This window comes from Trinickia dinghuensis (genome assembly GCF_003367175.1).
GTDB lineage: Bacteria > Pseudomonadota > Gammaproteobacteria > Burkholderiales > Burkholderiaceae > Trinickia > Trinickia dinghuensis.
Map to the genome: position 1 here is coordinate 170,370 of NZ_QRGA01000009.1, position 25,085 is coordinate 195,454.

Genomic DNA, 25,085 nt, shown 5'->3' on the forward strand with positions numbered 1-25,085 from the left:
ATTACGGATTGTTACGGTTGCGCAACCTTTGACACTCTCCGACCGCCCGGGCCGTCATGATTCGCCGCGTCGCGGCCGTGTCCTTTGCATCGGCTCGCGTGGCTCGCACTGACGGGATAATACGCGTTCCCCGGGGCGCGCGGGCGAACCGATAATGTCTCGGCACGCCCTTTCCTGGGTACAGCGGTTGCGGTCGAACGTAAGACTATTCGGAGGCTCTCATGAGCAAAGACGAAGTCCCCGGCGTTGGCCCCTACGGCGGACCGGCCGGCGGCTGGGGTGCGCTGCAGGCCGTTGCGCGCGCCTTGCGGCAACAGATGGGCGTGACGCGCGAAGCGAAGATGCTCCTGAAGGTGAACCAGCCGGCGGGCTTCGATTGCCCCGGTTGCGCGTGGCCCGATCCGCGCAGCACCTCGTCGTTCGAGTTCTGCGAAAACGGGGCGAAAGCCGTTTCATGGGAAGCCACGACCAAGCGCACGACGCCGGAATTCTTCGCTCATCACAGCGTTGGCGAACTCTGGAAATGGACTGACTTCGACCTCGAGAACGAGGGGCGGCTCACGCATCCAATGCGCTACGACCGCGACTCCGATCGCTATATTCCCGTTTCGTGGGAAGAAGCGTTTTCCCGCATCGGCGCCAACCTGCGCGCCCTGCCCGATCCGAACATGGCCGAGTTCTATACCTCGGGGCGGGCGTCGAACGAAGCGGCCTTTCTATTTCAGCTGTTCGCCCGGCGCTTCGGCACGAACAACTTCCCCGACTGCTCGAACATGTGCCACGAGGCAACGAGCGTGGGCTTGCCCGAGGCGATCGGCGTCGGCAAGGGCACCGTCACGCTCGCCGATTTCGAACATTGCGACGCCATTTTCTGCATCGGCCACAACCCCGGCACCAATCACCCGCGCATGCTGGCAACGCTGCGCGAGGCGTCGTTGCGGGGCACCAAGATCGTAGTGCTCAATCCCCTGCATGAACGCGGGCTCGTGCGCTTCACGTCGCCGCAAGATCCTGTCGAAATGATGACGGGACGCTCGACGCCAATCGCCTCCGATTATCTGCAGGTGAAGATCGGCGGCGACGTGGCCGTGCTCAAGGGCATGATGAAAACCGTGCTCGCGCTCGACCGCGAAAGTCTTGCTACCGGTGGGCAAGGCGTGCTCGATCGCGCCTTCATCGCCGAGCATACGAGCGGCCTCGACGATGTCGTCGCCGATGTCGACGCTACATCATGGGACGATGTCGAAGGAACGTCGGGCATCGCGCGCGCCGAAATCGAGCGCATCGGCCGTCTGTATGCCGAATCGAAAGCCGTGATCGTCTGCTACGGCATGGGCATCACGCAGCACCGGCGCGGGACGGCGAACGTCCAGCAAATCGTCAACTTGCTGTTGATGCGCGGGAATATGGGGCGCGACGGGGCCGGTATTTGTCCGTTGCGCGGCCACTCCAACGTGCAAGGCGATCGCACGGTAGGGATCACCGAAATCCCTTCACCGGAATTGCTCGATGCCATCGAGCGCGTGTTCGGCTTCCCGCCGCCGCGCGAGCATGGCCATAGCGCCGTCGCCGCGATCGAGGCGATGCGGGACGGACGCGCGAAAGCGCTCATCTGCCTCGGCGGCAATCTGCCCGTGGCGATGTCGGATCCCGAAGCCTCGTTCGAGGCCGTGCGCGGCTTGGACCTCGCGGTCCATATCGCGACGAAGCTGAACCGGTCGCATCTGCTCGTTGGGAAGGAGACGTTCATATTGCCGTGCTTAGGCCGCACTGAACTCGATATGCAGGAAAGCGGCGCGCAGTCGGTGACGGTGGAAGATTCGATGTCGATGGTCCATGCGTCGCGCGGATCGCTGACGCCGGCTTCCGAACTCTTGAAGTCAGAGCCTGCGATTATCGCGGGCATGGCGAAAGCCGCGCTCGACGATACGCGGCTCGATTGGGATGGTTGGATCGCCGATTACGACCGCATCCGCACTTTGATCGAGGCGGTCTTTCCTTCGTTCGAGCGCTTCAATGAACGCGTGCGCGAGCCGGGTGGATTTCGGCTCTATATTCCAGCCTCGGAGCGGCGTTGGGCGACGCCGGGCGGGCGCGCTCGCTTCATTGCACACCAGGGCGTGCTGGCGGACCCTCGCGTCGAACGCAGCGATGCATTGATTCTCGCGACGATCCGCAGCCACGATCAGTACAACACGACGATCTATAGCTACAACGACCGGTATCGTGGCATTACGGGGCGCAGAGACGTGCTCTTCGTCAACGAGGTAGATCTCGCGGCTCGTGGGTTGAAGCATGGCGATCTCGTCGATGTGGAGACGATCGAAGACGTGGAGGGGCTCTGCGGGAAGAGACGAGTCGAACGGCTAACCGCCGTTGCTTACGACATCGCGCCAGGCTCGCTCGCTGCCTACTATCCCGAAGCCAACTGCCTGGTTTCGTTGTCCGATGTCGATCCGCGCAGCGGGACACCCTCGTATAAATCGATACCGGTTTTGCTATCGCTGAGCCGGAGCGAAGGTGCGGCGGTGGACGATGCGCATATGTGGCAACGCGGCGACGTTCCGATCGATCGGACCGGTGCGGCTACCGCGGCCGATGCGGGCAAACCGGCAATCGATCGAACGACGCCGCCGTAACGCGCCATCCCATGGGAGCGTAAATCCGGTCCGCGAATTCTGCCTAGGATTCCGCGCGCAACGATTCTGAAGCGAGTTAGCGTGTCCGAGACGAATACCGGAGTGCTTCGACTAGAAGTGCGAACGCACGCGTCGGCTGACGGCGGCTTGGATAGTAGAGGTGATAGCCGGAAAAGGGCTCGCACGAGTCCTCCAGAACTCGGATCAAACGGCCGTCGGAAAGGTATGGCTCCATCTGTCCTTCCGTGAGGTATGCAAGCCCGCGCCCTTCGAGTGCTGCGTGCAAGCCGCGGAGCAGAAGCAGCAACTGGCAGACGCGATTCCTCGTGATGTGATGTCGATCCTCGGGTATGGACAGGAGTCCGTATCTGTCGCGTTCGAGGAGATTGAGGCAAGCCGGTGGAAGAGCGATGTATACGTCCCCGACATTCAGGGTCGCCCCGACACCTTGCTAAAGAAACCGGGTTACAAGATGTAGGCCGTAATGCGATGTCAAAAATATATTCCGCGAGGGCGAGCGAAGGCCCCGTATTGCTGACACTGATGCCGATCATGGGCGCCGTACTCGACGGCTTCGTGATAATCGGTATCGCACTGCCGGTGCTACCACTGTACGTTCATAGCGGCCTCGGGTTCGATACGTTTGTCCTGTTGCGTCTGGGGGAATCCCTTCGTCACGCGGCTGCGCCCGAGTTCGCGCAACTCAGATGCCACTTCCTTATCAGCGCGGCCGCCGCTGGCTGCGCAGTCAGGACTTGCGCCGCCTCGGGATCGTGACCATCGCTAGCAGAATTTGCGAGCCTCAACAGCGGCTAAATCTAGCCGATGGTATCGGTGTGCGTGTTCTTGGCGATAGGGGCGACGAGCGCGGTCGTGCTGGTGCGTCGCGAGTGGCCGCCGAAGGTCGATGTCGACGCCTATGAACAGGCCCTAGCCTTCAACGTCGGTCTCCAATGTTGATTCTCTCGATTGCCCCTCGATTACGGCTCCAATTCTCTCCACACTCGCCCCTGGATGTCCAAAACCTCCACGCGAGTATGTACTGAGTGCAAGCGGCTGCTGTTGTTCCAGTGAGTAGATAGCGGCACGAATACGTTCCATATTTACCTCATTCCACCGCTCCCAATCTCCGTCTGGCGGTGGCCGATCCATTGGATACAGATCGCGGCCCTCACTCGACGCTAGTTGGTCGATCGATGGCGCATTCGTTGCCCGATAAAGCTCTTCCGACATCCAGAGCGCGCCAAAGCGAACTGCAAATTCGGGGTTTTCTTTCACAATCGCTTTAAGCGTTTTCATAACCACCGGATCAAAATCCGTAAACGTCGGGTGCGTCACCAACATTTTAGCTCCAAGATTACGGCGTCTTTCTATATCACGCAAAACCGTATCCCTGCCGACATCTATGCGAATGGGTAATGCCAGTGGTTTGCCCGATTTCAACACTGCGGCGATGGTGTGATTGTATTGATCCTCAATTAACCCGGGATCGCCCCAGATTGCGAACTTGGAAGATCCCTTCACAACCAGCACATTAGCAACCGGGAGCGTACGAATCGTGTCTTCTAGCTCACCATAGTCCATATGTTCTTCGTCGTTCGATGAGGCAATAATCAATTGTGCGTTCTTTTTCGGGAAATTTCTGCATTTTTCTTGCGCCAATTTTAAGGCACTCACAGATCCCATGTAGCCAAGTTTCTTAAAATCTGGAAACATGAGTCCCGCCGACTTCTCGACTACTGGACTCTGAAGCATTTTGATCACATCCGCTCTCGCCCCAGGCAAGGAGGTAACAATGGTCCGACTTTGTGTTGTCGCCCCCACCGCACCAAAAGTAACGGTCGTACGTGACACAGGATTTGAATAATTCACGCTCACCACCCCGCCAGACGCCTTTCTAAAAGCCCCTTTTGCTCGCATGATTCTTCAACCCCCAGTATGAATATGGACGTTTTGCCGCCTCCCATCAACAATTTATCATACGAATGGTAAATTACTAAGTTTTCCGAAAGAAATGTCACATAGCGGCATATTGGCACACGGGAACACCCCGTCACCTCCCGGCACCGCCTTTCACTTCAGAATTATTGCCAAAGCCTCGATAATCGAGACCTTGGCCAGCCAGGCCCGGTGTGATTCCTGCCCCAGTCGCCCACGGTGGGGGTATTGTCCCCGACTCTGGTGGACGGCGGGTGATCGCTGATACCCAGACGACGCCACCTTGATCCTGCTGTGCACAAAGTAAAAATGAGCCACGCACAAAGCAAATCCAGGCCACCTTTCAGTACGGTAATTTTTTCGCACGAAAGCTGGCAATGCTCCAGAAGGACCAGTGGATGCAAATCCATGAGCACAAAGCCCAAGGGTTGTCGTTCCACTCCATCATGATGCATGCTCGGGCGGCAAAATTGGCTTAGAGTCGCGAACCTGCGATACAGTTTGCGGCATCGAACACCGATAAAAAACCCGGCCGGAGCCGGGGTGTCGATCGTTGGCTCAATGCAGTATCTCGACCGAACCGCTTGTGAGCCCCTTCTGAACCGTATCCAACGCCAGTTGAGTCGACCAGACATCACCGTCCAGCGCCGTCAATAAGGTCCTGGACAACTCGTCGGGCCTACTGCTGTCCACCTCGCGCTTAAGAAGATCTTTGTCGTCGCCTTCCACCGTGACCACTACATACGCTTTGTGAAATACAAAAGTCATGGACCAATGTCGTGACCCGTGCTGCAGGTCGACATTGACACCATGGCGAGTGGTGCTCCACCGACTTTCCGACCCGCCCCTAACAACTTCAAGAACGCGTTCGAAGAAGGATGGGCGCTTAAACGGTAACGCACGACTTGCCTCGACTATAAACACATCGAGGCCATGGGCATCGGTCGGCTCGAGTCTCCGCACCGTACCCCTGATGATCCCGCCAGTCACGGTTGGACTGCTCAGACTCGGCCGGTGGGCGCGAAGATCTGCGGCGGCACGGCCAAGCTCTTTGCCAGTGGTCGGAGTGTCCTCCAAGATCGTCGCATCGATCGCAGCCGAGCGCGCGCGGCGAATTGGCGTGAATTTTCCAGGGCCAGCCATGAGCGACGTTTCGGTCGACGGCTGGACAGCCGTATGTGCTACGCGCCCGTAAAGCGTGCCGAGCGAATTTCCCGCAGCTTCTTCTGCGGCGACTAGAGCATCGACCAACAACTGGCGATCCGCTTCGTTGTGTGGATCACCTGGAAGATTGAGCTCGCGAAACAACCCTTCTAGTTCCTCAGAAGAAAAGGTCGGCTGCGCGGCAGTCACATCTTCAGTTTTCACGGCTTCACTCATCTAGCCCCCCTTCAAAGACCACGCTGGGGATCAAATTTTGAAGCGAAAGTCCTGGCTTTCGCATCCGTCATCGCAAAATATTCCCCCGCCTTAACGGACCGTACGGAAGAGATCCGCTTATCGTGCCAAATACGACTCATACCGCATTTGTCTTCATAGAATTCCAAGAGTTTCGTGCCACCGGCTGGGTCCGCATGGAGAAAGATTGCGGCATCGCTCACGAAATCAAGCCGCGACTGAATCGTAATGTCAAGTAGGGCCGACGCGACACCGGAGACTCTGGGCATGCCGCGCTGCAGATAGTGCTCTGTGGGAGCGTCTGACAGGTACCAAACGAAGCCGAGTTCGGAGTCATCGTCAACGTACGGGGATGCGTAGGCCGGTACGGCAGTGAGCATACCGATCGGAAGCTGCTTGCCGTCTTCACCGAGGACGACCAGGCACCAGGCAACCGCCCGGCGGTCGCGGCGTGCAACTGGACGCACTGTGTTCCAGCGCTTTGCAAGCCAGAAATAAAAGTGCCAGTTCCATCCCACGTCGGCTCGAATACCAATTCCTGGAACTGGGCCGTTCGCGCCGTCCTCCCATTTGACGTAGTGATTCTGGATGATCGGCTGTACGTGATCGTGCCAAAAGTCCACGTGCTCCCATGTCATGGGTAACACTGCGACGTCGCAATCAAAATCGAAATCTTTATCGGAGAAAGGTAAACGGCGGGCCGGATTCATCAGATATTGGAAGCGAGCACACGGTTGCACGACGAGCCAGAACAATGGGTCGCTCGCACGGTTTAGAGGCGACAAATTTTACACCCCGCTTTCAACACCTCGCGCTCAACCGTCGATGTTCGTGCCTGCCGGCCCGCCCAGCCTGGCCGACGGCCGGTCGGCGCGCCTAGAACCGCTTGCCTATCTCGCAAAAACACTGTATATATATACCTGTCTATTTATACAGTATAGGTGCTGTATGGAACGGCTCATCCGAATCATGAATGATGACGACCGGCTCGCGCTAGCCTGGCTCACGACGCACGCGGGCAAGCTACGAGTGGCCGAGGCGGCAAGGCACCTGGCGCACTCGGGTCGCCCCGTCTTTGTGTCGGCGTTGTGCCGCTATCTGGGAATTTGGCCACCGGCACCGCGTCGGCCGATTCGGGAAGCGCAAGACTCCACGCTGGCGGACCAGCATTTGGCGCAGATCCGGCAGATTCTGGCCGGCAGTAAGGCAGCGACAGCGGCAGCCCACCATCGCTAAAGGCAGGAATCGTCACGCATCTCCAAGATCGTAGTGAACGGAAAGCTGCCCTTTCTTTTCCTTCACTTTGAGGATGCGGATTCGCCCGATGTCCGACGACGACGCAACGTGAGTTCCGCCGCAACCGTGGAGCGGCAGATCGCCGAAGCCGATCTTGCGCGTCTCGCCCTCCATCACTGTCCGCCGAGACAGGCCCGCGCGGACGTGAGCATTGACCATCGCCTCGATCTCTTGCCCATCGAATACGCGTGCGCCCGACGCGCTCTCGAATACCACCCTGGCTTCGCCGGGCCAGTGGTGCCCCTTGACGGCATGCCATCCGAGTTCGTCGCCGCAATAGCCGATCAGATGCCCGGCCGAATGCAACCGGGCATGCAGGGCCCGAGAAGCGGCACAGACTTCAATCCGCACGGGGCCTTCCGGCACAGCGCGTTCGCAAACATGCACGACTTCATTCTCGACCGCCGCGACGCGGACCACCTCCATGCCGCCAATCGCCCCCCGATCGGAAAGCTGCCCGCCGCCCTGCGGGTGAAACAGCGTGGCCGATAGAACAACGTCGTATTGCCCGTCTTCCCGCTGCGTACAGCGCACGACGCTCGTATCCATCGAGAGGCTGTCGTCGCTCATGTAAAGCCGTTGCGTCGTGTTCATGCTGTGTGCCCTTCGTTCGCCGAGCCCAAGTCGTCTTTCGACAACCCGCCGACGATGTGCCGCGCCCGTTCGAGCAGCAGATCGACGTCGTCGGCCGTCGTCGCAAACGACGTGACCAGACGAACGACGCCCGGGCCCCAGCGGTCGTGATACAGCCCAAAGCCCTCGGCGAGCAGCGCTTCGATCAGCGCGCGCGGGAATCGGCAAAAAATGATGTTCGCCTGAGGCTCGCCCTGCACGTCGATGCCCGGAATCGCCTTCAGTCCTTGCACGAGCCGCGCGGTCATCGCGTTGGCCTGACGCGCGTTGCGCAGCCAGAGATCGTCGCTGAGATAAGCATCGATCTGCGCCGAGAGAAACCGCATCTTCGAAAACAGATGCCCTGCGCGCTTGCGCCGGAACGCCAGTTCGCCCGCCAATGCGGTGTCGAAGCACACGATCGCCTCGGCCGCCGGCACGCCATTCTTCGTCGCGCCGAACGACACAACATCGACACCGGCTTTCCACGTCATTTCGGCAGGCGTGCAGCCAAGCGCCACAAGCGCATTGGCAAAACGCGACCCGTCCATATGCAGCCGCAGCTTCGACGATCGGCACACCTCGCCGATCGCACGGATTTCATCGAGCGAGTAAAGGCTGCCCACCTCCGTCGCTTGAGTAATCGTCACGCACGAGGGCTGCACCGTATGCACGTCGCCGACCTTCGTGCGCGCCGCGATACGCAAGGCGTCGACGTCGATCTTCGCCGCGGCACCGTCCACCGCGACAAGCTTCGCCCCGCCCGTGAAAAACTCCGGCGCACCGCATTCGTCGTTGTTGACGTGACTGTCGCGATGACAGAGCACGCTGCCCCAGGGCGGCGTGAGTGCGGCCAACGACAAGGCGTTCGCAGCTGTACCCGTCGGCACGAGAAGGACGCTGACTTCCCGCTCGAACAACTCGCTAAGCTTGCGCTCCACGCTGGCCGTACCCTCATCGGCCCCGTAAGGCCGCGCCTGGCCGAAGTTGCAGGCCGCCAGCGCCTCGATGATTTCAGGTGATGCCCCCGCGATGTTGTCGCTCCAAAACGCCGGCTTCTTTGCCGGCGACGCTTGATTACGATTCGCCATCGATTCCGTCCGCTCCCTTGCCAATGAGGGGCACGCGCCCCAATCGTTGCCGAATCGTATCGGAGCCGGTCCGGCGCGAATTGTAAAAAATTGACGATTGCATTCCCGGGCCGCAGGGGCCGGGTCGGGTGCCGCGGGCCACGGAACCGGCCGCGATCAATACCCCGAAGGCGCCACGCCGAAGGCCTGCCGGAACGCGCGGTTGAAATGGCTCTGATCGTAAAAGCCCACGCCCTGCGCCACTTCGGCGATCGTCTGCGAGCTGCGCGACAACATCGAACAGGCATGTTCGAGACGCAGCCGCAACAACCAGGCATGCGGCGTCATGCCGACCGTTTGCTTGAACTGCCGCAGAAATTGGAAGCGCCCTAGATCGCAAAGCGCCGCGAGCGCATCGAGCGTGATCTTTTCGCTTAGGTGTGCAAAACAATAATCCCGCACGCGCTGCCATTGCTGGGGCGAGAGCGCCCCGCTCTCCTGCTGGGGCACGATCGCCCGCGAACGCGTAAGCAGCAGATTCAGCAAGCGCAGCCACTCCGACTGCACGGCGAGCGCCCCGCTCTGCCCGCTAGCCTGCATGACGTCGAACAAGCGCACGAGTTGCGCAGCGACCTCCGGGTCCTCCAACGTCGCGCCGGCCAGTTCGGGCTCGCGCGCCGTGCCGCTCAAGTCCTCGGCAACGCTGCCCAGCAGCTCGCGCGAAAGCCGGAAAGTCCGCAGCGTGTAGCCGCGCTCGCCGACGCCAACGCCGTCATGGATTTCTCCCGGCGGCATCAGCGACACAGAGCCGGGGCCGGTCAACACCGTCTTGCCCCCATACCCGAGCCGTTGCACACCCTCAGTCACGAGCCCGATGTGGTAATCGAGGTGGAAATGGCGATCGAAGCTGAACTTCGAAAACCGTGCCGTGCCGAGCACCAGGCCCGGCATGTCAGCGATATGCCGGTAGTCCACACGGTCAGACATAATCCATCCCAGCGGCATGCTGCGCGGGCCTCGACGCGTAATCGGCCTGCCGCTCGCTCGGGCGTTTCGACGCGCGTGCAGGCCTCGGGCCGACAGCAACATCCACATCGTTGAACCGCTCGCGCAGGAAATTCAGGAAAGCACTGACCTTCGGCGATGCGTTCAAGCGCGAGGCATGCAAGGCGTAAAGCTGGATGGGGTCGACTTCCCAATCGGGCAGCAGCCGCACGAGCCGGCCGGCCCCGACGTCGGCGCGTGCCGCGTGTTGATTGAGCTGCGCGATGCCGGTGCCCGTCATGGCGAGCAGATATCCGATCGTCGGATCGGCCACGCTCACGCGCGGCTCGAAGCGCACTTCCTGACTGCTGGCTCCGCGCCGCAGCCGCCACGACGACATGCCGGCCGGCAGCCCGGGCGTACAGCAATGCGACGAAACGCAATGGTGCTCGCGCAAATCGGCCGGGGTTTTAGGCAACGGCCGCCCAGCAAGATAGGCGGGACTCGCATACAGCGCCAGCCGCACTTGAAACAGCGGTGTCGCACGCATCGTCGAATCCGCGATAGGATCGGGGCGAATATAAATGTCCGCCGCGGCATCGCCATGCTTATATTCGCCGCCGAGAAACTGCATCTCGACCCGCACATCCGGATACAGCGCCAGAAACTCACCGAGCACCGGCCCCAACGCGAACCGGGCAAACGGCACCGAGGTCGCCACGCGCAGCAACCCACGCGGCTTCGCGTGCATCGCACCGATCGCGAGATCGGCTTGCTCGACTTCCTCGAGCATTCGCATGCAACGCTCGAGGTACAACTCGCCCGCCTCCGTCAGCATGAGGCTGCGCGTCGTACGCTCGATGAGGCGCACACCCAGCCGCGTCTCGAGCCGCGTCAGCGCCCGGCTGACGCTCGATTTCGGCACGCCGAGGCGCTCCGCCGCGACCGTAAAGCTCTGCGCCTCGCAGATCCGCGCGAAGAACTGCAACTCGTTCAAGTCGATCATGATCGCCCCCGCTCATTGTTCCTGACAGGCAACAGACTGTTCGATCCCTTCCAATTGTTGCTAATGATAGCCATTCTTTCGGTCAGACGTTTGTCGTTCGTTTTGCCGCTCATTTAATCAACGCCTCTCGAAGGAGAACCGCGATGTATCTAGTCACTGGCGCTACCGGCACCATCGGCAGCCAAGTCGTAGCGCAATTGCTTGCCGCGGGGCATGCCGTGCGGGCCTATGTGCGCAGTCCGTCCAAGCTCGCGCAATGGGGCGAGCGCATCGAAGTTGCCGTCGGCGATTACGACACGCCCGACGCGTTTTCCGCCGCGCTCGACGGCGTGGAAGGCGTGTTCCTGATGAACATCGACAGCGCCGAAGCGTTCGGCAAGCTGGCTGCCCGTGCCGCATCCGCGCACATCGCGCGAGCGGTCATGCTGTCCACCTCGATGATCGAATTCCTGCCCGATACGATGCTCGCCCGCGCGCATCGAGAAAAGGAAGACATCCTGACCGCGGCCGGGCTCGACGCGCGCTTCGTGCGGCCGACCGGCTTCATGTCGAACGCCTACTTCTGGATACCCAGCGTCCGCGCCAACGGCGTCGTCGCCAACCCGATGGGGACAGGACGCGCCGCGCCGATCGCGCCGGAAGACATCGCGGCGGTGGCAGTGCGCGCGTTGACCGACGCCACGCTCAAAGAGAAGGTGCTGACGGTGACCGGCGGCGAACTCATCAGCCTGCCCGAACAGGTCGAATTGCTCGCGCAAGCGCTCGATCGCCCCCTGCGGTGCACCGACATCACGCTCGACGAGGCAATCGAGAATTTCACGCGCATTGGCGTGCCTCAGCCGGTCGCCGCCTCGGTCGCGAAGTCGTACGAAGCCGTCAAGGCCGGCCGCGCCACGCACGTGACCGATACGGTCGAGCGCCTGCTCGGTCGCAAGCCGCTGCGCTTCGAACAATGGGTGAAGGCCCATATCGACAGGTTCAGATGACCACCGCCGCCCCCGCACGGGGTAGCCGTCCGATTCCGCACCCGATTCGACAGATCTCGCCATTGTTAGCGATACTTAGCGCATTAAGTAAAACTAACGATAGCAATGAGCGAAACTGAATCGATCGACTCGGCCGACATCCGCTTCCTGCTGGCAATCCGCCAATTCGGCACCTTGGCGGCGGCGGCGCGCGCATTGGGCCTCACGCCCTCGGCCGTTTCGCAGCGGCTGCAACAGCTGGAACAGCGGCTCGACACACGCCTGGTCGATCGCTCCGCACGCAAGCTGCAGTTCTCCGAGGAAGGCGCGTTGCTGTGCGAACGCGGTGTCGAACTCGTCGCCCAATTCGACGCCTTGCAGGAAGAACTGCGCATGCAGCGCCGGGGGCTCGTCGGCACGCTGAAGATCAATGCGCCGTTCGGCTTCGGCCGGCGCTATCTCGCGCCGGTGGTTGCCGACTTTCAAAGCGAGAACCCGGAGGTTGCCGTTACGTTGACGCTGTCCGAGCAGCCGCTGACGGGCGGAGCCGAGCGCTACGACGTCATCGTGCATATCGGCGAGATGCGCGCGTCGAACCTCATCGGCCATCTGATCGCGCCCAATGCCCGCTTCGCTTGCGCCTCGCCCGCTCTCATAGAGCGTTTCGGCGAGCCGCAGACACCCGAGGATCTCGCGCGGATGCCTTGCATCGTCTTGCACGAAAACGAAACTGACGCTTCCCTTTGGCAATTCAGCAAAGGCAAGACGCGCCTGAGCGTCCGCGTTCCGTCCAAACTCGGCAGCAACGACGGCGACACCGTCCGGCGCTGGGCCTGCGAGGGCCGCGGCGTGATTCTGCGCTCCGAGTGGGACGTTGCCGACGATCTTCGCCGCGGCACGCTGCGCAGGCTGCTTCCGGCGTGGAAAACACCCTATGCCGACGTGATTGCGCTCACGCACAATCGCGCCGGTCTGCCCAGACGGACGCGCGACTTCATGCAGTTCCTGCAAAGCCGGTTTCGGCCGTTGCCGCCGTGGCGAGCCTGACGCCAATCGACGAAAGCATGCACAGGGAGCATCGCAAATGCGTAGGCTTCGCCTGTCGATTCCAGGCTTTCGGTGATTCAATTCCGCTAAATCTAAACGTAAGTTTCGCTTAACCTACGCCAAGCGTCTCGCGCCTAGAATCGATCCCATTCCAGCACCCAGCATGCGGAGGTTCTAAGCGATGTCCAACGTCACGTCTCCTTCCCCCTCGCCTTCTTCCTATCCGAAGGCCGTCCTTTTCGATCTGCTCATCGCGCTGCTCGATTCTTGGACACTCTGGAATCGAGCAGCCGGCTCCGAAGCGATGGGCCGGGCCTGGCGTGCGGCCTATTTGCGGCTGACTTACGGGTGCGGCGATTATGTCGCCTACGAGACGCTCGTCGCACGCGCCGCCGCCGAAGTCGGGCTGCCCGCATCCGCCGGCGGCGCGCTCGAAGCCGCCTGGCTCGAACTCGCGCCATGGGACGGCACAATCTCTGCCTTGGAGCAGTTGCGCCCGCACTGCAAACTCGCGGTCGTGACGAATTGCTCGGAACGCCTCGGCCACCTCGCGGCATCGATCCTTCCCGTTCGCTGGGATGTCGTCGTCACGGCCGAGAAAGCCGGTGCCTACAAGCCCGACACTCGCCCCTACGCGCTGGCACTGTCCGAGCTCGGCGTGAACGCCGAAGACGCCGCATTCGTCGCGGGATCGAGCTACGATTTATTCGGCACGGCCAAGTGCGGGCTGCGAACTTACTGGCACAACCATATCGGCCTCGAGCGTGCCGCGGGCGCGCAACCCGCCGAACTCGAATCGCCGACACTCGATGCCCTCGCCGGTTGGGCGAGCCGTTTCGGTGCGGCCGCCAGCAGATGATCGGGGCGACATGATGAATTCCGACACACTCGATACGCTCGACACACTCGACACACCGGCGGCAATCGTCGACATCAGCCGCATGGAACGAAACATCGCAACCATGCAAAAGCGGATGGATACCTTCGGCGTGCGGTTCCGTCCACACGTGAAGACGACCAAATGCTTAGACGTTATCCGCGCCCAACTTCGCGCCGGCGCGCGGGGCGTGACGGTTTCGACGCTGAAGGAAGCCGAGGCTTGTTTCGCCGCGGGCATCGTCGATATTCTTTACGCCGTCGGCATCGTGCCCTCGAAGCTAGCCCGCGCCATGGCGCTCAAGCGCCTCGGCTGCGACCTGAAGCTCGTCGTCGACAACCTCGCGGCGGCCGAAGCGATCGTGTCGTATTGCCTCGACGAAGGGGACGCTTTCGAGGTATGGATCGAGGTCGATACGGACGGTCATCGCGCCGGGATCGAACCCGAGCAGGACGCGCTGCTCGATGTAGCCCGCACGTTGCACGAAGGGGGAATGCGCGTCGGCGGCGTGATGGCGCATGCCGGCTCCAGCTACGAGCTTCATACGCCCGAAGCGCTGCGTGCGCTCGCGGAGCAAGAGCGCGCGAGGTGCGTGCGAGCCGCCGAACGGCTACGCGAATCCGGAATCGACTGCCCCACCGTCAGCGTGGGATCGACGCCCACGGCACTTTCCGCCGCGAACCTCGACGGTGTGACGGAAGTCCGCGCAGGCGTGTACGTCTACTTCGATCTAGTGATGCACAACGTCGGCGTCTGCCGCCTGGACGACCTCGCACTGAGCGTCCTCACGACCGTCATCGGCCATAACCCGGAAAAGGGCTGGGTGTTCGTAGACGCGGGCTGGATGGCCATGAGCCGGGATCGCGGCACGTCGAAGCAGGCGCGCGATTTCCAGTACGGTCTGCCTTGCGCGATCGACGGCACGCCGATCGAGGGTCATCTGCTAATTGCCGCGAACCAGGAACACGGCATTCTGACCGCCACGGATACGAAACCGGGATCGATGCCAGAATCGACAACATCGGCATCGGATGAAACGGATGTCACAACGCGCTTCCCGCTAGGGACAAAGCTTCGTATTTTTCCGAATCACGCTTGCGCCACCGGCGCGCAGTTTTCCGAATACCATGCGCTCGCGCCGAGTGGCGAACTGACTGTCTGGCAGCGCTTGCACGGCTGGTAAAAACAACAGCGCATCCCGGGTGAGAGCCTGATTCCGAGGCCGCCGGAGCGCGGCGCGCTCGTACCGGCGTGACGAACTTGACGCCGCGTACTTGACGTCGCGTACTTGACGTCGCGTACTTGACGTCGCGTTGACGCCATGTTTGCGGCGAGATACGCTCAACGCCGCCCCCTCCTCTACGCCGAACGCTTATGACGTCGATCCTTTCGCCGCGGTTCGACCACCGTCTCGTCACGGAGCGCATCACGCTCGAGCCGGTCAGCCTCGTCTTTTCTCATCAAATGCTCGAGTATCAAATCGACAATCGAAAGCATTTGCAGCCGTGGGAGCCGCTGCGCCGAAGCGATTTTTTCACGCTCGACACGATGAGAAGCCGTGCTCGCGCAATGGCCGACAGCATGGCTTCGGGCGACGCGCTGCATTGGCTGATGTGCGAAGGCGACACCGTCATCGGCGAGTGCAATTTCACGAATATCGTCAGAGGGCCCTTTCTGGCCTGCCATCTCGGCTACTCGATCGATCACCGGCGCGAAGGGAAAGGCTTGATGCGCGAGGCGCTGGCTGCGTCGATCGAATACGTCTTCGAACGCGAGGGGCTCCATCGGATCATGGCGAGCTATCGCCCCGAGAACACGCGCAGCGAGCGGCTATTGAAATCGCTCGGGTTCGAGCGCGAGGGCTACTCGCGTGCCTATTTGAAAATCAACGGCGCGTGGGCCGACCACGTACTGACTGCGCTCATCAATCCGGCGGTCTGAATACCGAATACCAACGACGCACGAACGACGCACGACCGCGGCTTTTCGCGAAAGGGGCTTGAATCCGTCGTACCAAGGGGACTATCCTGTCCCGTTGGTTTTTCGAGGGAGCGAGCATGGACCGCATTCAGGCAATGGAAGTCTTTACCCGCGTCGTCGACGCGAACAGCTTCACGCGCGCGGCCGAAACGCTCGGCATGCCGCGCGCCTCGGTCACGACGATCATTCAAAACCTCGAAGGTTTCCTCGGCGTGCGGCTCATGCACCGGACGACGCGCAGGCTGTCGCTGACACCCGACGGCGCCGCGTACTACGAACATTGCATCAAGATCATCGGCGAAATCGCCGAGACCGATGCCAGCTTCCAAGCCGGCAACCGCAAGCCCAGCGGCCTGCTGCGCGTGCATATGCCGAGCTCGCTCGGCCGGCGCATCGTGATCCCCGCCTTGTCGACGTTCCATCAGCGCTATCCCGACGTCACGCTCGATCTCGGCTTATCGGATCGTCCCGTCGATCCGGTCGAGGAAGGCGTCGATTGCTTGATCCGCGTCGGTCCGCTCGAGGATTCGTCGATGGTGGCGCGCCGCATCGGCATGCTCAAGCGCGTCACCTGCGCCTCGCCGAGCTATCTCGCCAAGCACGGCGAGCCGAAGACCATTGAAGAACTTGCCGACCACTACGCCGTGAGTTTCCGCGCCGCGCACGGCGGCCGGCCGATCCCGTGGGTCTTCGTGATCGACGGAGAAGCAGTCGAGGTCAAGATGAACAGCCTCGTGACCGTCAACGATGCCGACGCCTACACGACTTGTGCAATCGAAGGATTCGGCATGATCCAGCCGACGCTGTTCATGGCGCTGCCGCATCTGCTCGACGGCTCGCTCAAGGAAGTATTGACGGGCTCCAATCCGAAGCCGAAGCCGATTTCGATCGTCTACCCGCACAATCGGCATCTGTCCGCGAAGGTTCGCGTGTTCGCCGAATGGGTTGCGGAATTGTTCGATTCGATGCCGGCGCTCGAAGACGTCTCGCGTCCCGTCGGGCAGCCTAGCGCCAAGGAAAAGCGGCCGCGGCGCGATGCCGTGACGGCGTAAGGCCACGCGTGCGTTGCAAGCGCCGGGCCGGCGCGGCCGATGCACGGCCGGCTCAATGCGCCTTCGCTCCATCGATCTCGACGAAGCGAGGCGCCCTCGCCGGCTCGAGCGGCGAGGGCGCCGCCCGCCACGCGGCAGGGGTCATATCCGTTTCACGCTTGAACGCGCGCTGAAAGGCCGCATCCGACGCATAACCGACCGCCTCGCCGATCGCCGCGACGGACTGTTCGGTTTCCTTGAGCAGCCTGCCGGCTTCGGCGATGCGCACCCGCGTCACGAATTCGGCGGGTGTCATGCCCGCTGCCGCGCCGAAGCTGCGAATCAGCGACGACCTCGACATATTGGCGATCTCGCCCATGTCCTCGATCGTCCACGCCTGCCCGGGCGCGCGAACGATACGCATCGCCAGTTCGCGCAGGCGCGGATGCGCCGCCAGGGCGATCATGCCGACCGGCGCCTGCTCGGCGTCGACGGCCGCACGCAAGGCCAGCCCGAACAGCGCGGCGGACAAGTGCCGTAATACGGCCGCGTAGCCAGGCTCGGGGCGGTCGCTTTCCTCTTTCATCAGGCCCAGCAAACGGTTCAGCCGCGATGGCGCGGCATCCGCTCCGTCATGGCCGTTTTGCTCGCCGGCCGGCCGCGCGCGCACGATAACGTAATTCGGCAGCAAGGACCGGTAAAGACGCCAGGCCGCGTAGCCGAACACGAATCGCCCGCAGAGCATGACGGTTGCCTCGCCCGGCGTTTCGCGCACCGTGACGGTTCCGGCCGCTCGGCGCCGGGTGTTCGAGTGCGCCCCACCCTCCGTGCGCTCCGGGCCCTCCTCGCGATCGACGATTCGATGCGGGTCGCCCGACGGCAGGAGCAGAACGTCGCCCGCATGCAGCGTCGTAGGCTCGAGGCCGGGCGCCTGCGCCACGGCCGATCCCGACATGACCGCGTGGTAAGGCATCTCGCGCTGCGCGCTGCGCCCTTGTTCGATCGTCCACGGCGGCAGCAGATCGCAGCGGTCGTCGAGACGCCCGTCTATTGCCCCGAGGCTCAGCAGCGAGTCGAGCAGGTCCAGATCCATAGGTTTAGGTAGGTTGAAACGATCGAGCATGATTGTGGGCCTTCCGGGCATTCATCGAAAGGGCCTTTTTTTTTAAAGTTCTCTTACCGCATGACGCGGCTTTAACGCAGTCTCTTACCGATAACGAACCCAGGAGCACATCATGTCCAGACTTCCCGCCGTCCCCGCAGAAGAAACGTCCGATGCCTCGCGTGCCTTGTTCGACCGAATCCGTAAGGCCGTCGGCAAGGTTCCGAACGCCTATGCGTTGATCGGCAGCTACAGTCCCGCCGCGCTCGAGCTGTCGCTCAAGGGCGACGCGGTGCTGGCCGGCGGCACGCTCACCAAGACTGAAATCGAATCGATCCGGATTGCCGTCAGCGCGCTCAACGGTTGCGATTATTGCGTGGCCGCGCATACGATGGTGGGCAAGATGGCCGGTTTGCCGCCCGAGGCGCTGCGTCAGCTGCGTACCGGGGAGCCGACGGGCGACGCACGGCGCGATGCGCTCGTCACGTTCGCACGCACCGTTGCCGGCACGCGCGGCACGGTCGATGAATCCGTGCTGGCTGCCGTGCGCGAAGCCGGTTATAGCCCGGCGCAAGTGACCGAAGCCTTGCTGGCGATTTCGCTGATTTCGTTCACGAATCTGTTCAATCGCGTCAACGATACGGATATCGATTTCCCGATTCCGCGATGATGGGCAGGTAAGCGGGCGGTGCCCTTCGCGCCCGTTCGGGCACGAAGGACGGCGTTTCGCGTCAAAATTGGGGCTTCGTTTCCGCGCGGGAACGAAGCCCCCGATGTCGAGTAAGTATCTAGCGCCGAAAGGGGCCGTCGTCGGACCGGAGGGAAGCGACAAATTGACAGGGAAATGAAAGACACGTTGTTCTCATCGCACTCCTCGGCCGATCCCGCGACCGGCAAGCTGCGTGCTTACATGCGCATGAAATTGCTCGCCACCGCCCTGCTCGCGGCCATGGCCGCGATCTACGCGGTCTCGCGGATCTTCGAGCCCAGGTATCCGGTGCTCGGTTTCGTGCGCGCCCTGGCCGAGGCAGCGATGGTCGGCGGGATCGCCGATTGGTTCGCCGTTACCGCCCTGTTCCGGCACCCGCTGCGCTTGCCGCTGCCGCACACGGCCATCATTCCCCGCAACAAGGACCGCATCGGCGAAAACCTAGCCAAGTTCGTCGAGACCAACTTCCTCGCCCCTGAGATCATCGCGAGCAAGCTCGACCGAATCGACTTCACGATTCAGTTCGCGCACTGGCTCGCCGTGCCCGAACGCGGGCGGCAAATCGCCCAATGGGCGCTCGATTTTCTCCCTAGCCTGCTCGCGGCAATCGACGACGACGACGTCCGGCGCTTCATTCACGAGAACGTCGCCCAGCGCGTGCGCGACGTAGACACGCCGTTCGTCGTCGGCACCATCGCCGATACGCTGCTCGAAGACGATCGCCATCAAGCCGTCGTCACCGAATTGCTCGGCCAATTGACGCAGCTGTTCGAGGAGCACAAGCCGCTGATTCGCCAGCGCGTGCGCGAAAGCACCGCTTGGATCTGGAAGAAGCTGTCGATCGACGAAAAGGTATCCGACAATCTGATCGGCGTCGTCGACGATACGCTCAAAGAACTCAGCGAGAATCCCGATCACGCATGGCGCCGCGGTTTCGACGACGCTATCCGGAATTTCGTAGTCCAGCTGAGAACGTCGCCCGAATATCTCGCGAAATGGGAAGCCCTCAAGGATCGCTTCGTCGAACATCCCGCTCTGAAGGAATACTTGGCGACCATCTGGCGCGACGTCAAAGCCAGCATCGAGCGCGACGCGCAGGCGCCGCATTCCTATATCAAGGCGCGAATCGAAGAGGCCATTGCCGGCATCGCCAAAGGCCTGCTCGTCGACGAACTCATGCGCGAACGGCTCAACGCGTGGCTCAGAGAAACGATTCTGGCCGTCATCGCCGCTCAACGCCACGCCATCGCACGCCTCATTTCCGATACGGTGCATCACTGGGATGCGGACACCGTCACGCAAAAGATCGAACTCGAAGTCGGCCGTGATCTTCAATTCGTCCGTATCAACGGCACCGTCATTGGCGGAATAGTCGGGCTCTTACTTCACACGATAGACGTTCTGTTTTTCTGACGCTCCGAATCGCCTTCATCGACAAATATCGCCTCTCTCGCAAAGGCGAAAACGCCTTGCGTGCAAGCGCCGTGCCGAAATCCAGCGCCTAAATTTATTTAGCATTTTTTTAAGGCGACATAGCCTCGGCTTCACTCGCCATATGCATTTTCGATGGTTTTTTTTCCTTGCCGCATGAAAACGTCGAAGCTACGCTTCACCGCGCACGATATACAAACAACGAAATTCCTCTCCCTCCGCAGCGACGACACCGGCAGAGACGACCACCCGCTTCAAGCGCGTTGGCCTCGAGCATGCTCGTGCCTGCCAAAGCGGTGTCGACTCTGCAGATTCCGGTTCATTCGTTTGAACCACCGACTTTCAAAACAGGGGCGATATGTTGCTTAAAATCAGTTCGGGTTTTCTTGCGATCGGCGTAGTCTTCGCACTGGCAGGCTGCGGCGGCGGAGGCGGCGGCGGTTCTCCTAGCGCGGGTTCGAGTGTGGGGGCCGGCTCGGCGGCAGGCACCGGCACGAGCACCGCGGCGCCGACACTCGAGGCCGCTTCGGCGGTCGTCGACGGCACGACGCTCGGCACCGAAAACTGGCCGTCCGGCTCGACGTCGACCGGCGGAACCGGACAGGCCGTGAGCGGCCTGAACTGCGCCGTTGCCGGCAACGCGTATACCTATACGCACCTGTCCATCTACGTGAACGGGCAACAGATGGCGCTGCCGACGGCCATCGGCAGCGTCCAGCCGACGCTGGCCGCGCCGAAAGGCTGCGTCTATCCGCTCAATACCGTCGACGAGACGGGCAAGATTCACATGGACACGACGACCGGCGCCAACTACACGCTCGGTGAATTCTTCGCCGTCTGGGGCGAGCCGCTCAGCGCAACGAACGTGGCGGGGGTTCAGGCGTCGACCGTCACCGCCTATGTCAATATCGGCGGCACGCTCACGCAATACACGGGCGACCTGAACAATCTCGTCTTGCCGCCGCTCGGCGAAGTGACGCTCATGGTCGGCACGCCGCTCACGCAAATCCCCACCTACACGTGGACCGATCCCCCGCCGTTCGATCCGACGCCGGTCACGCTCGTCTACGGCGGCACGGTGGGCACCACCACCTACTGGCCCGACGGCGACACGGCAACGGGCGGCGCCGGCGCCACCGTGGACGGCCTGACCTGCTCGCCCGGCATGGCGGTCAACTACCACGTGCACGCGCACCTGGCGATCTTCTACAACGGACAGCAGATGATCTTGCCGCAGCACATCGGCCTGCCGGCGTCGTGCGACTATGAAATGCACACGCACGACCACACCGGCATCATTCATATCGAAGCACCGAACGTAAAGAACTACACGCTCGGCGATTTCTTCGATATTTGGGGCGAGCCGCTGACGAACTCGAATGTCGCGGGCCTGACCGGCAACATCGTGGCCTACCTCAACGACAACGGCGAATCGCGCCGCTACATGGGCGATCTGCGGGCGATCTCGCTGATGTCTCATCGCGACGTCACGCTGCAGATCGGCACGCCGGCCGTCAGCACGCTGGCGACCTACTCGTGGTATGAACCGCAGTAATGCACCGCAGTAAGTCTGGCGCCTGACGCAATCCGCGCCGGGCGCCAGGCGTCATCCATTGCCCAATCGCCGCGCCCACATAGGAAGGCAATCTACACAGTTTACCTTCATATATGGTAAAGTCGTGTCCATGGGTAAAGCAGACACGGCTTCGGGCGGTACAAACACACACGCACTGCCAGCCGCGCTGGCCGGCGACATCCGCGCAATCGTCACTCGGTTCAAGCGCCGGCTGCGCGAACAGGGCACGGTCGGCGATTTCACGCCGTCGCAGGTCGCCGTCTTGCTGCGGCTCGAGCGCGACGGTCCGTCTACCGTGTCGAGCCTCGCACGCGCCGAAGGCATGCGCCCGCAATCGATGGGCACGACCATCGCGCCGCTCGAGGCGGCCGGACTCGTGGCCGGCGCGCCCGATCCCAACGACGGCCGGCAAACGCTGCTCTCGCTGACCGACGCCTGCCGCACCTACCTGCGCGAGAACCGCGCGGCACGGCAAGACTGGCTCTGCCGTACGATCCAAGCGAAGTTGACGGCCGACGAGCAGCAGCACCTCGCCGGCGCCTTGCGCTTGCTCGAGCGAATCGCGGCCGACTGACATGAGCGATCTCGCAGCCGGCGTCTTCCGTTCGCTTCGCTACTTCAACTACCGCGTCTGGGCCGCGGGCGCGATCGTGTCGAACATCGGCACGTGGATGCAGCGCACAGCGCAAGACTGGCTCGTTCTGACGGGGCTCACGCATCACAGCGCCTCCGCGGTCAGCATCGTCATGTCGCTGCAGTTCGGGCCGCAGTTGCTGCTGCTGCCCGTCAGCGGCTATGCCGCCGATCATTTGGACCGGCGCAAGCTGCTGATGTTTACGCAAGCCGCGCAAGGCGCACTCGCATTCGGCCTAGGCATCCTCACGATCGCGGGCGTCGTGCAGCTATGGCATGTCTATCTGTTCGCGTTCCTGTTCGGATGCGCCACCGCGCTCGACGCGCCCGTCCGTCAGACGTTCGTATCGGACCTGGTCGGCGATGCCGAATTGCCCAACGCCGTCGCGCTCAATTCGACCTCGTTCAATCTTGCGCGGATGGTCGGGCCGGCCGTGGCCGGGATCGTCATCGCATCGGTCGATACGGGCTGGGCCTTCGTGCTGAACGGAGTGTCGTTCGCCGCCGTGCTCGCCTCGCTATGCTTCATGCGCATGCATGAGCTGCGCCGCGGGCCACGCGCGGTACGCACGCGCGGCGGGCTCGCCGCAGGCTTCCGCTATGTCTGGGCCCGGCCCGATCTGAAAGCGACGTTGATCATGCTGTTCTTGATCGGCACGTTCGGCCTGAATTTCCCGATCTTCATCTCGACGATGGCGGTCAGCGTCTTTCATGTGGACGCGGGCCGGTACGGCGCGCTGTCGTCGATGATGGCGATCGGTACCGTCACCGGCGCCATTTCCAGCGCTCAGGTGAGCCAGCCTCGTTTTCGTTCGATGCTGGTTGCGTCGTTCGTCTTTGGAATCGGCTGCACCCTCGCCGCGCTGGCGCCCGGCTATTGGTCGTTTGGCGCCTCGCTCGTTCTGATCGGCATCGCCTCGCTGATGTTCTTGACGACGACGAACAGCCTCATGCAGCTATCAACCGAGCCCGCGATGCGCGGACGCGTGATGGCGATCCGGCTCGCCGTCGCGCTCGGCGGCACGCCGATCGGCGCACCGATCGTCGGTTGGATCGCCGATCATTGCGGGCCGCGCTGGGCGATCGTTGCAGGGGCCGCATCGGGCTTCGCGGCAGCATGGGTCGCCGCACGCGCATTGGCCGCGGAACGAAGCCGCACTCGAGCAGCGCTCGCCGCCGAAGACTGAAGCATTGCATTCGGCGCAAAAAGGGTCGGCTCGGTTGCACGTCAAGCAACATTTCGATTAAATGGACGTCTGTCCGCTGCATTGGAAAGCGCAACCACACCGTCACGATGACCCAACAACTAGAGACCGACATACGGCGCGATTCACCTCGAACCACGGCACTCCAGCAGGGCAGCGACACATCCTCGAAGCACGGCGGGCCGGCCGCTTCACATTCGCTCGGGCCATTGCCCTACGTCGTCGCGGCGACGTTCTTCATGGAGTACCTCGACACGACGATCATCGCGACCGCCCTGCCTCAAATGGCGCACGCGTTCGCGATCAGCCCGAATGCGCTGAGCATCGGCATGAGCGCCTATATGATCGCGCTCGCGATCTTCATCCCGGCGAGCGGCTGGGTAGCCGATCGATTCGGCTCGCGCAGCGTCTTCTTTTCGGCGATCGTGACGTTCACGATCGCCTCGGTGCTGTGCGGTCTCTCGCAAAACGTCGTCGAATTCACCGCCGCGCGGGTGCTCCAAGGGATGGGCGGCGCGCTCATGGTGCCGGTCGGCCGGCTGATCGTCGTGCGCAGCACCGACAAGCGCCGCCTCATGCAGGCGATCTCGACGATCACCTGGCCCGGCATCGTCGCGCCCGTCATCGGGCCGCCGCTCGGCGGATTCATCACGACGTACGCGTCTTGGCGCTGGATCTTTCTACTGAACGTACCCGTTTGTCTGATCGTACTTTGCGCGGTGCTCGCATGGGTGCCGAACCTGCGCGGCGAGCAGCGCAAGCCGCTCGACGGCGCCGGTCTAGCGCTGAGCGGCCTCACGCTCACATCGATCCTTTACGGTGCCGACCGGGCGAGCCAGCCCGGCACGAATCCGCTCATCGGGCTCGCGCTCGTCGCGCTCGGGATCGCCGTCGGCGTGATCGCATTCAAGCACGCACGCAGACACGCCCATCCGCTCATCGATATCTCGACACTCAGGATTCCTACGTTTTCGGTGACGGTCGTCACGGGGTCGATCACGCGGATCGGCATCGGCGCGGTGCCCTATCTGATGCCGCTGCTGTTTCAGATCGGCTTCGGTCTCTCGGCGTTCCAATCCGGTTTGCTGCTGCTCGCGAGCGCGGTCGGCAATCTAGGGATGAAGGCGCTCACGACATCGATCCTGCAACGCTACGGCTTCAAGCACGTGGCCATCATCGATTGCATCGTCTGCGGCGCATTCACGATCGCATGCGGGCTCTTGACGCCCGCCGCGCCGCTTGCGTGGACGCTGTTCGTCGTGCTCGTCTACGGCATCACGCGTTCGATGCAGTTTTCGACGATGGCGACGCTTGCCTACGCCGACGTCCCGTCTCCCCAAATGAGCGCGGCCAACACGCTCTGGAACGCGACAGCGCAAATGGCCACCGGCCTCGGCATCGCGTTCGGCGCGCTGGCACTGCGCGCCGCGTCGGCCATCAACGGCGAAAGCGCCGAGCATGCCTTCACGCTCGGCGATTTTCGTCTAGCGTTTCTGAGCGCCGGACTGCTGACGCTCGTTTCGATTGCCGGCTACATTCGCTTGGCCGATAACGCCGGCCATAGCCTTCGGACCCGTCATTGAATC

23 protein-coding genes are annotated in these 25,085 nt (G+C 62.2%); 14 read left to right on the forward strand and 9 right to left on the reverse strand.

Annotated elements, in window-relative coordinates:
- Positions 1–221: 221 nt before the first annotated feature.
- Positions 222–2,639: an FdhF/YdeP family oxidoreductase gene (locus tag DWV00_RS17195; protein WP_115534807.1), complete on the forward strand. Its 2,418-nt coding sequence runs from the start codon at positions 222–224 to the stop codon at positions 2,637–2,639.
- Between the two features lie 76 nt (positions 2,640–2,715).
- On the opposite strand, the gene DWV00_RS34615 is transcribed toward DWV00_RS17195, so the two are convergent.
- From DWV00_RS34615 to DWV00_RS17225, 4 genes are all read right to left on the reverse strand, one after another.
- Positions 2,716–2,946: a LysR substrate-binding domain-containing protein gene (locus DWV00_RS34615; protein ID WP_342766986.1), complete on the reverse strand. Its 231-nt coding sequence runs from the start codon at positions 2,944–2,946 to the stop codon at positions 2,716–2,718.
- Between the two features lie 623 nt (positions 2,947–3,569).
- The gene (locus tag DWV00_RS17215) at positions 3,570–4,559 is read right to left on the reverse strand and encodes a hypothetical protein (RefSeq protein ID WP_147297916.1); all 990 of its coding nucleotides are present in this window, start codon (positions 4,557–4,559) and stop codon (positions 3,570–3,572) included.
- A gap of 576 nt (positions 4,560–5,135) precedes the next feature.
- Entirely contained in the window at positions 5,136–5,957 is an 822-nt protein-coding gene (locus DWV00_RS17220) for a hypothetical protein (RefSeq protein WP_115534812.1), read from the reverse strand.
- An 11-nt stretch (positions 5,958–5,968) separates the two neighbouring features.
- Positions 5,969–6,730, reverse strand: coding sequence for a hypothetical protein (locus tag DWV00_RS17225; RefSeq protein WP_147297917.1), 762 nt, complete (start codon positions 6,728–6,730; stop codon positions 5,969–5,971).
- Between the two features lie 214 nt (positions 6,731–6,944).
- Between DWV00_RS17225 and DWV00_RS17230 the strand changes: the two genes are divergently transcribed.
- Positions 6,945–7,211 (forward strand): CppA family protein, encoded by a 267-nt coding sequence (locus tag DWV00_RS17230; protein WP_425452793.1) that lies wholly within the window; start codon positions 6,945–6,947, stop codon positions 7,209–7,211.
- A gap of 12 nt (positions 7,212–7,223) precedes the next feature.
- Here the strand turns inward: DWV00_RS17230 and DWV00_RS17235 are convergent, their stop codons facing one another.
- From DWV00_RS17235 to DWV00_RS17250, 4 genes are all read right to left on the reverse strand, one after another.
- Complete coding sequence (locus DWV00_RS17235; protein ID WP_181885495.1) at positions 7,224–7,865, reverse strand: alanyl-tRNA editing protein; 642 nt, start codon at positions 7,863–7,865, stop codon at positions 7,224–7,226.
- Positions 7,862–8,974, reverse strand: coding sequence for a threonine aldolase family protein (locus DWV00_RS17240; protein WP_115534814.1), 1,113 nt, complete (start codon positions 8,972–8,974; stop codon positions 7,862–7,864). The genes DWV00_RS17235 and DWV00_RS17240 overlap by 4 nt, the downstream gene beginning before the upstream one ends.
- A gap of 156 nt (positions 8,975–9,130) precedes the next feature.
- Complete coding sequence (locus DWV00_RS17245) at positions 9,131–9,940, reverse strand: AraC family transcriptional regulator (protein WP_115534815.1); 810 nt, start codon at positions 9,938–9,940, stop codon at positions 9,131–9,133.
- Positions 9,933–10,943, reverse strand: coding sequence for a LysR family transcriptional regulator (locus DWV00_RS17250; protein ID WP_115534816.1), 1,011 nt, complete (start codon positions 10,941–10,943; stop codon positions 9,933–9,935). The genes DWV00_RS17245 and DWV00_RS17250 overlap by 8 nt, the downstream gene beginning before the upstream one ends.
- A 143-nt stretch (positions 10,944–11,086) precedes the next feature.
- Here DWV00_RS17250 and DWV00_RS17255 point away from each other — a divergent pair, with 143 nt between their 5' ends.
- From DWV00_RS17255 to DWV00_RS17280, 6 genes are all read left to right on the forward strand, one after another.
- Positions 11,087–11,929: an NAD(P)H-binding protein gene (locus DWV00_RS17255; RefSeq protein WP_115534817.1), complete on the forward strand. Its 843-nt coding sequence runs from the start codon at positions 11,087–11,089 to the stop codon at positions 11,927–11,929.
- 105 nt (positions 11,930–12,034) lie between these two features.
- Positions 12,035–12,955, forward strand: a complete 921-nt coding sequence (locus DWV00_RS17260; protein ID WP_115534818.1) for a LysR substrate-binding domain-containing protein — start codon at positions 12,035–12,037, stop codon at positions 12,953–12,955.
- Positions 12,956–13,136: 181 nt separating this feature from the next.
- Complete coding sequence (locus DWV00_RS17265) at positions 13,137–13,814, forward strand: HAD family hydrolase (RefSeq protein ID WP_115534819.1); 678 nt, start codon at positions 13,137–13,139, stop codon at positions 13,812–13,814.
- 13 nt (positions 13,815–13,827) lie between these two features.
- A complete protein-coding gene (locus DWV00_RS17270) occupies positions 13,828–15,015 on the forward strand; it encodes a DSD1 family PLP-dependent enzyme (protein WP_115534984.1) in 1,188 nt (395 codons plus the stop codon).
- Between the two features lie 191 nt (positions 15,016–15,206).
- Positions 15,207–15,773: a GNAT family N-acetyltransferase gene (locus tag DWV00_RS17275; RefSeq protein WP_115534820.1), complete on the forward strand. Its 567-nt coding sequence runs from the start codon at positions 15,207–15,209 to the stop codon at positions 15,771–15,773.
- A 116-nt stretch (positions 15,774–15,889) separates the two neighbouring features.
- Positions 15,890–16,864 carry a LysR family transcriptional regulator gene (locus tag DWV00_RS17280; protein WP_115534821.1) on the forward strand — a complete coding sequence of 325 codons (975 nt, stop codon included), beginning with the start codon at positions 15,890–15,892 and terminating at the stop codon, positions 16,862–16,864.
- A gap of 52 nt (positions 16,865–16,916) precedes the next feature.
- On the opposite strand, the gene DWV00_RS17285 is transcribed toward DWV00_RS17280, so the two are convergent.
- Entirely contained in the window at positions 16,917–17,966 is a 1,050-nt protein-coding gene (locus DWV00_RS17285; RefSeq protein ID WP_181885496.1) for an AraC family transcriptional regulator, read from the reverse strand.
- A 112-nt stretch (positions 17,967–18,078) separates the two neighbouring features.
- Between DWV00_RS17285 and DWV00_RS17290 the strand changes: the two genes are divergently transcribed.
- The 6 genes from DWV00_RS17290 to DWV00_RS17315 all read left to right on the forward strand — a co-directional run bounded on the left by DWV00_RS17290 (position 18,079) and on the right by DWV00_RS17315 (position 25,082).
- A complete protein-coding gene (locus tag DWV00_RS17290; protein WP_115534823.1) occupies positions 18,079–18,615 on the forward strand; it encodes a carboxymuconolactone decarboxylase family protein in 537 nt (178 codons plus the stop codon).
- A 174-nt stretch (positions 18,616–18,789) separates the two neighbouring features.
- Positions 18,790–20,067 carry a DUF445 domain-containing protein gene (locus DWV00_RS17295; protein ID WP_115534824.1) on the forward strand — a complete coding sequence of 426 codons (1,278 nt, stop codon included), beginning with the start codon at positions 18,790–18,792 and terminating at the stop codon, positions 20,065–20,067.
- 376 nt (positions 20,068–20,443) lie between these two features.
- The gene (locus tag DWV00_RS17300) at positions 20,444–21,640 is read left to right on the forward strand and encodes a hypothetical protein (protein ID WP_181885497.1); all 1,197 of its coding nucleotides are present in this window, start codon (positions 20,444–20,446) and stop codon (positions 21,638–21,640) included.
- A 130-nt stretch (positions 21,641–21,770) separates the two neighbouring features.
- On the forward strand, positions 21,771–22,235 hold the full coding sequence (locus tag DWV00_RS17305; protein WP_115534825.1) for a MarR family winged helix-turn-helix transcriptional regulator: 465 nt from the start codon (positions 21,771–21,773) through the stop codon (positions 22,233–22,235).
- A gap of 1 nt (position 22,236) precedes the next feature.
- On the forward strand, positions 22,237–23,481 hold the full coding sequence (locus tag DWV00_RS17310; protein WP_115534826.1) for an MFS transporter: 1,245 nt from the start codon (positions 22,237–22,239) through the stop codon (positions 23,479–23,481).
- Between the two features lie 107 nt (positions 23,482–23,588).
- A complete protein-coding gene (locus DWV00_RS17315) occupies positions 23,589–25,082 on the forward strand; it encodes a DHA2 family efflux MFS transporter permease subunit (RefSeq protein WP_115534827.1) in 1,494 nt (497 codons plus the stop codon).
- Positions 25,083–25,085 lie beyond the last annotated feature (3 nt).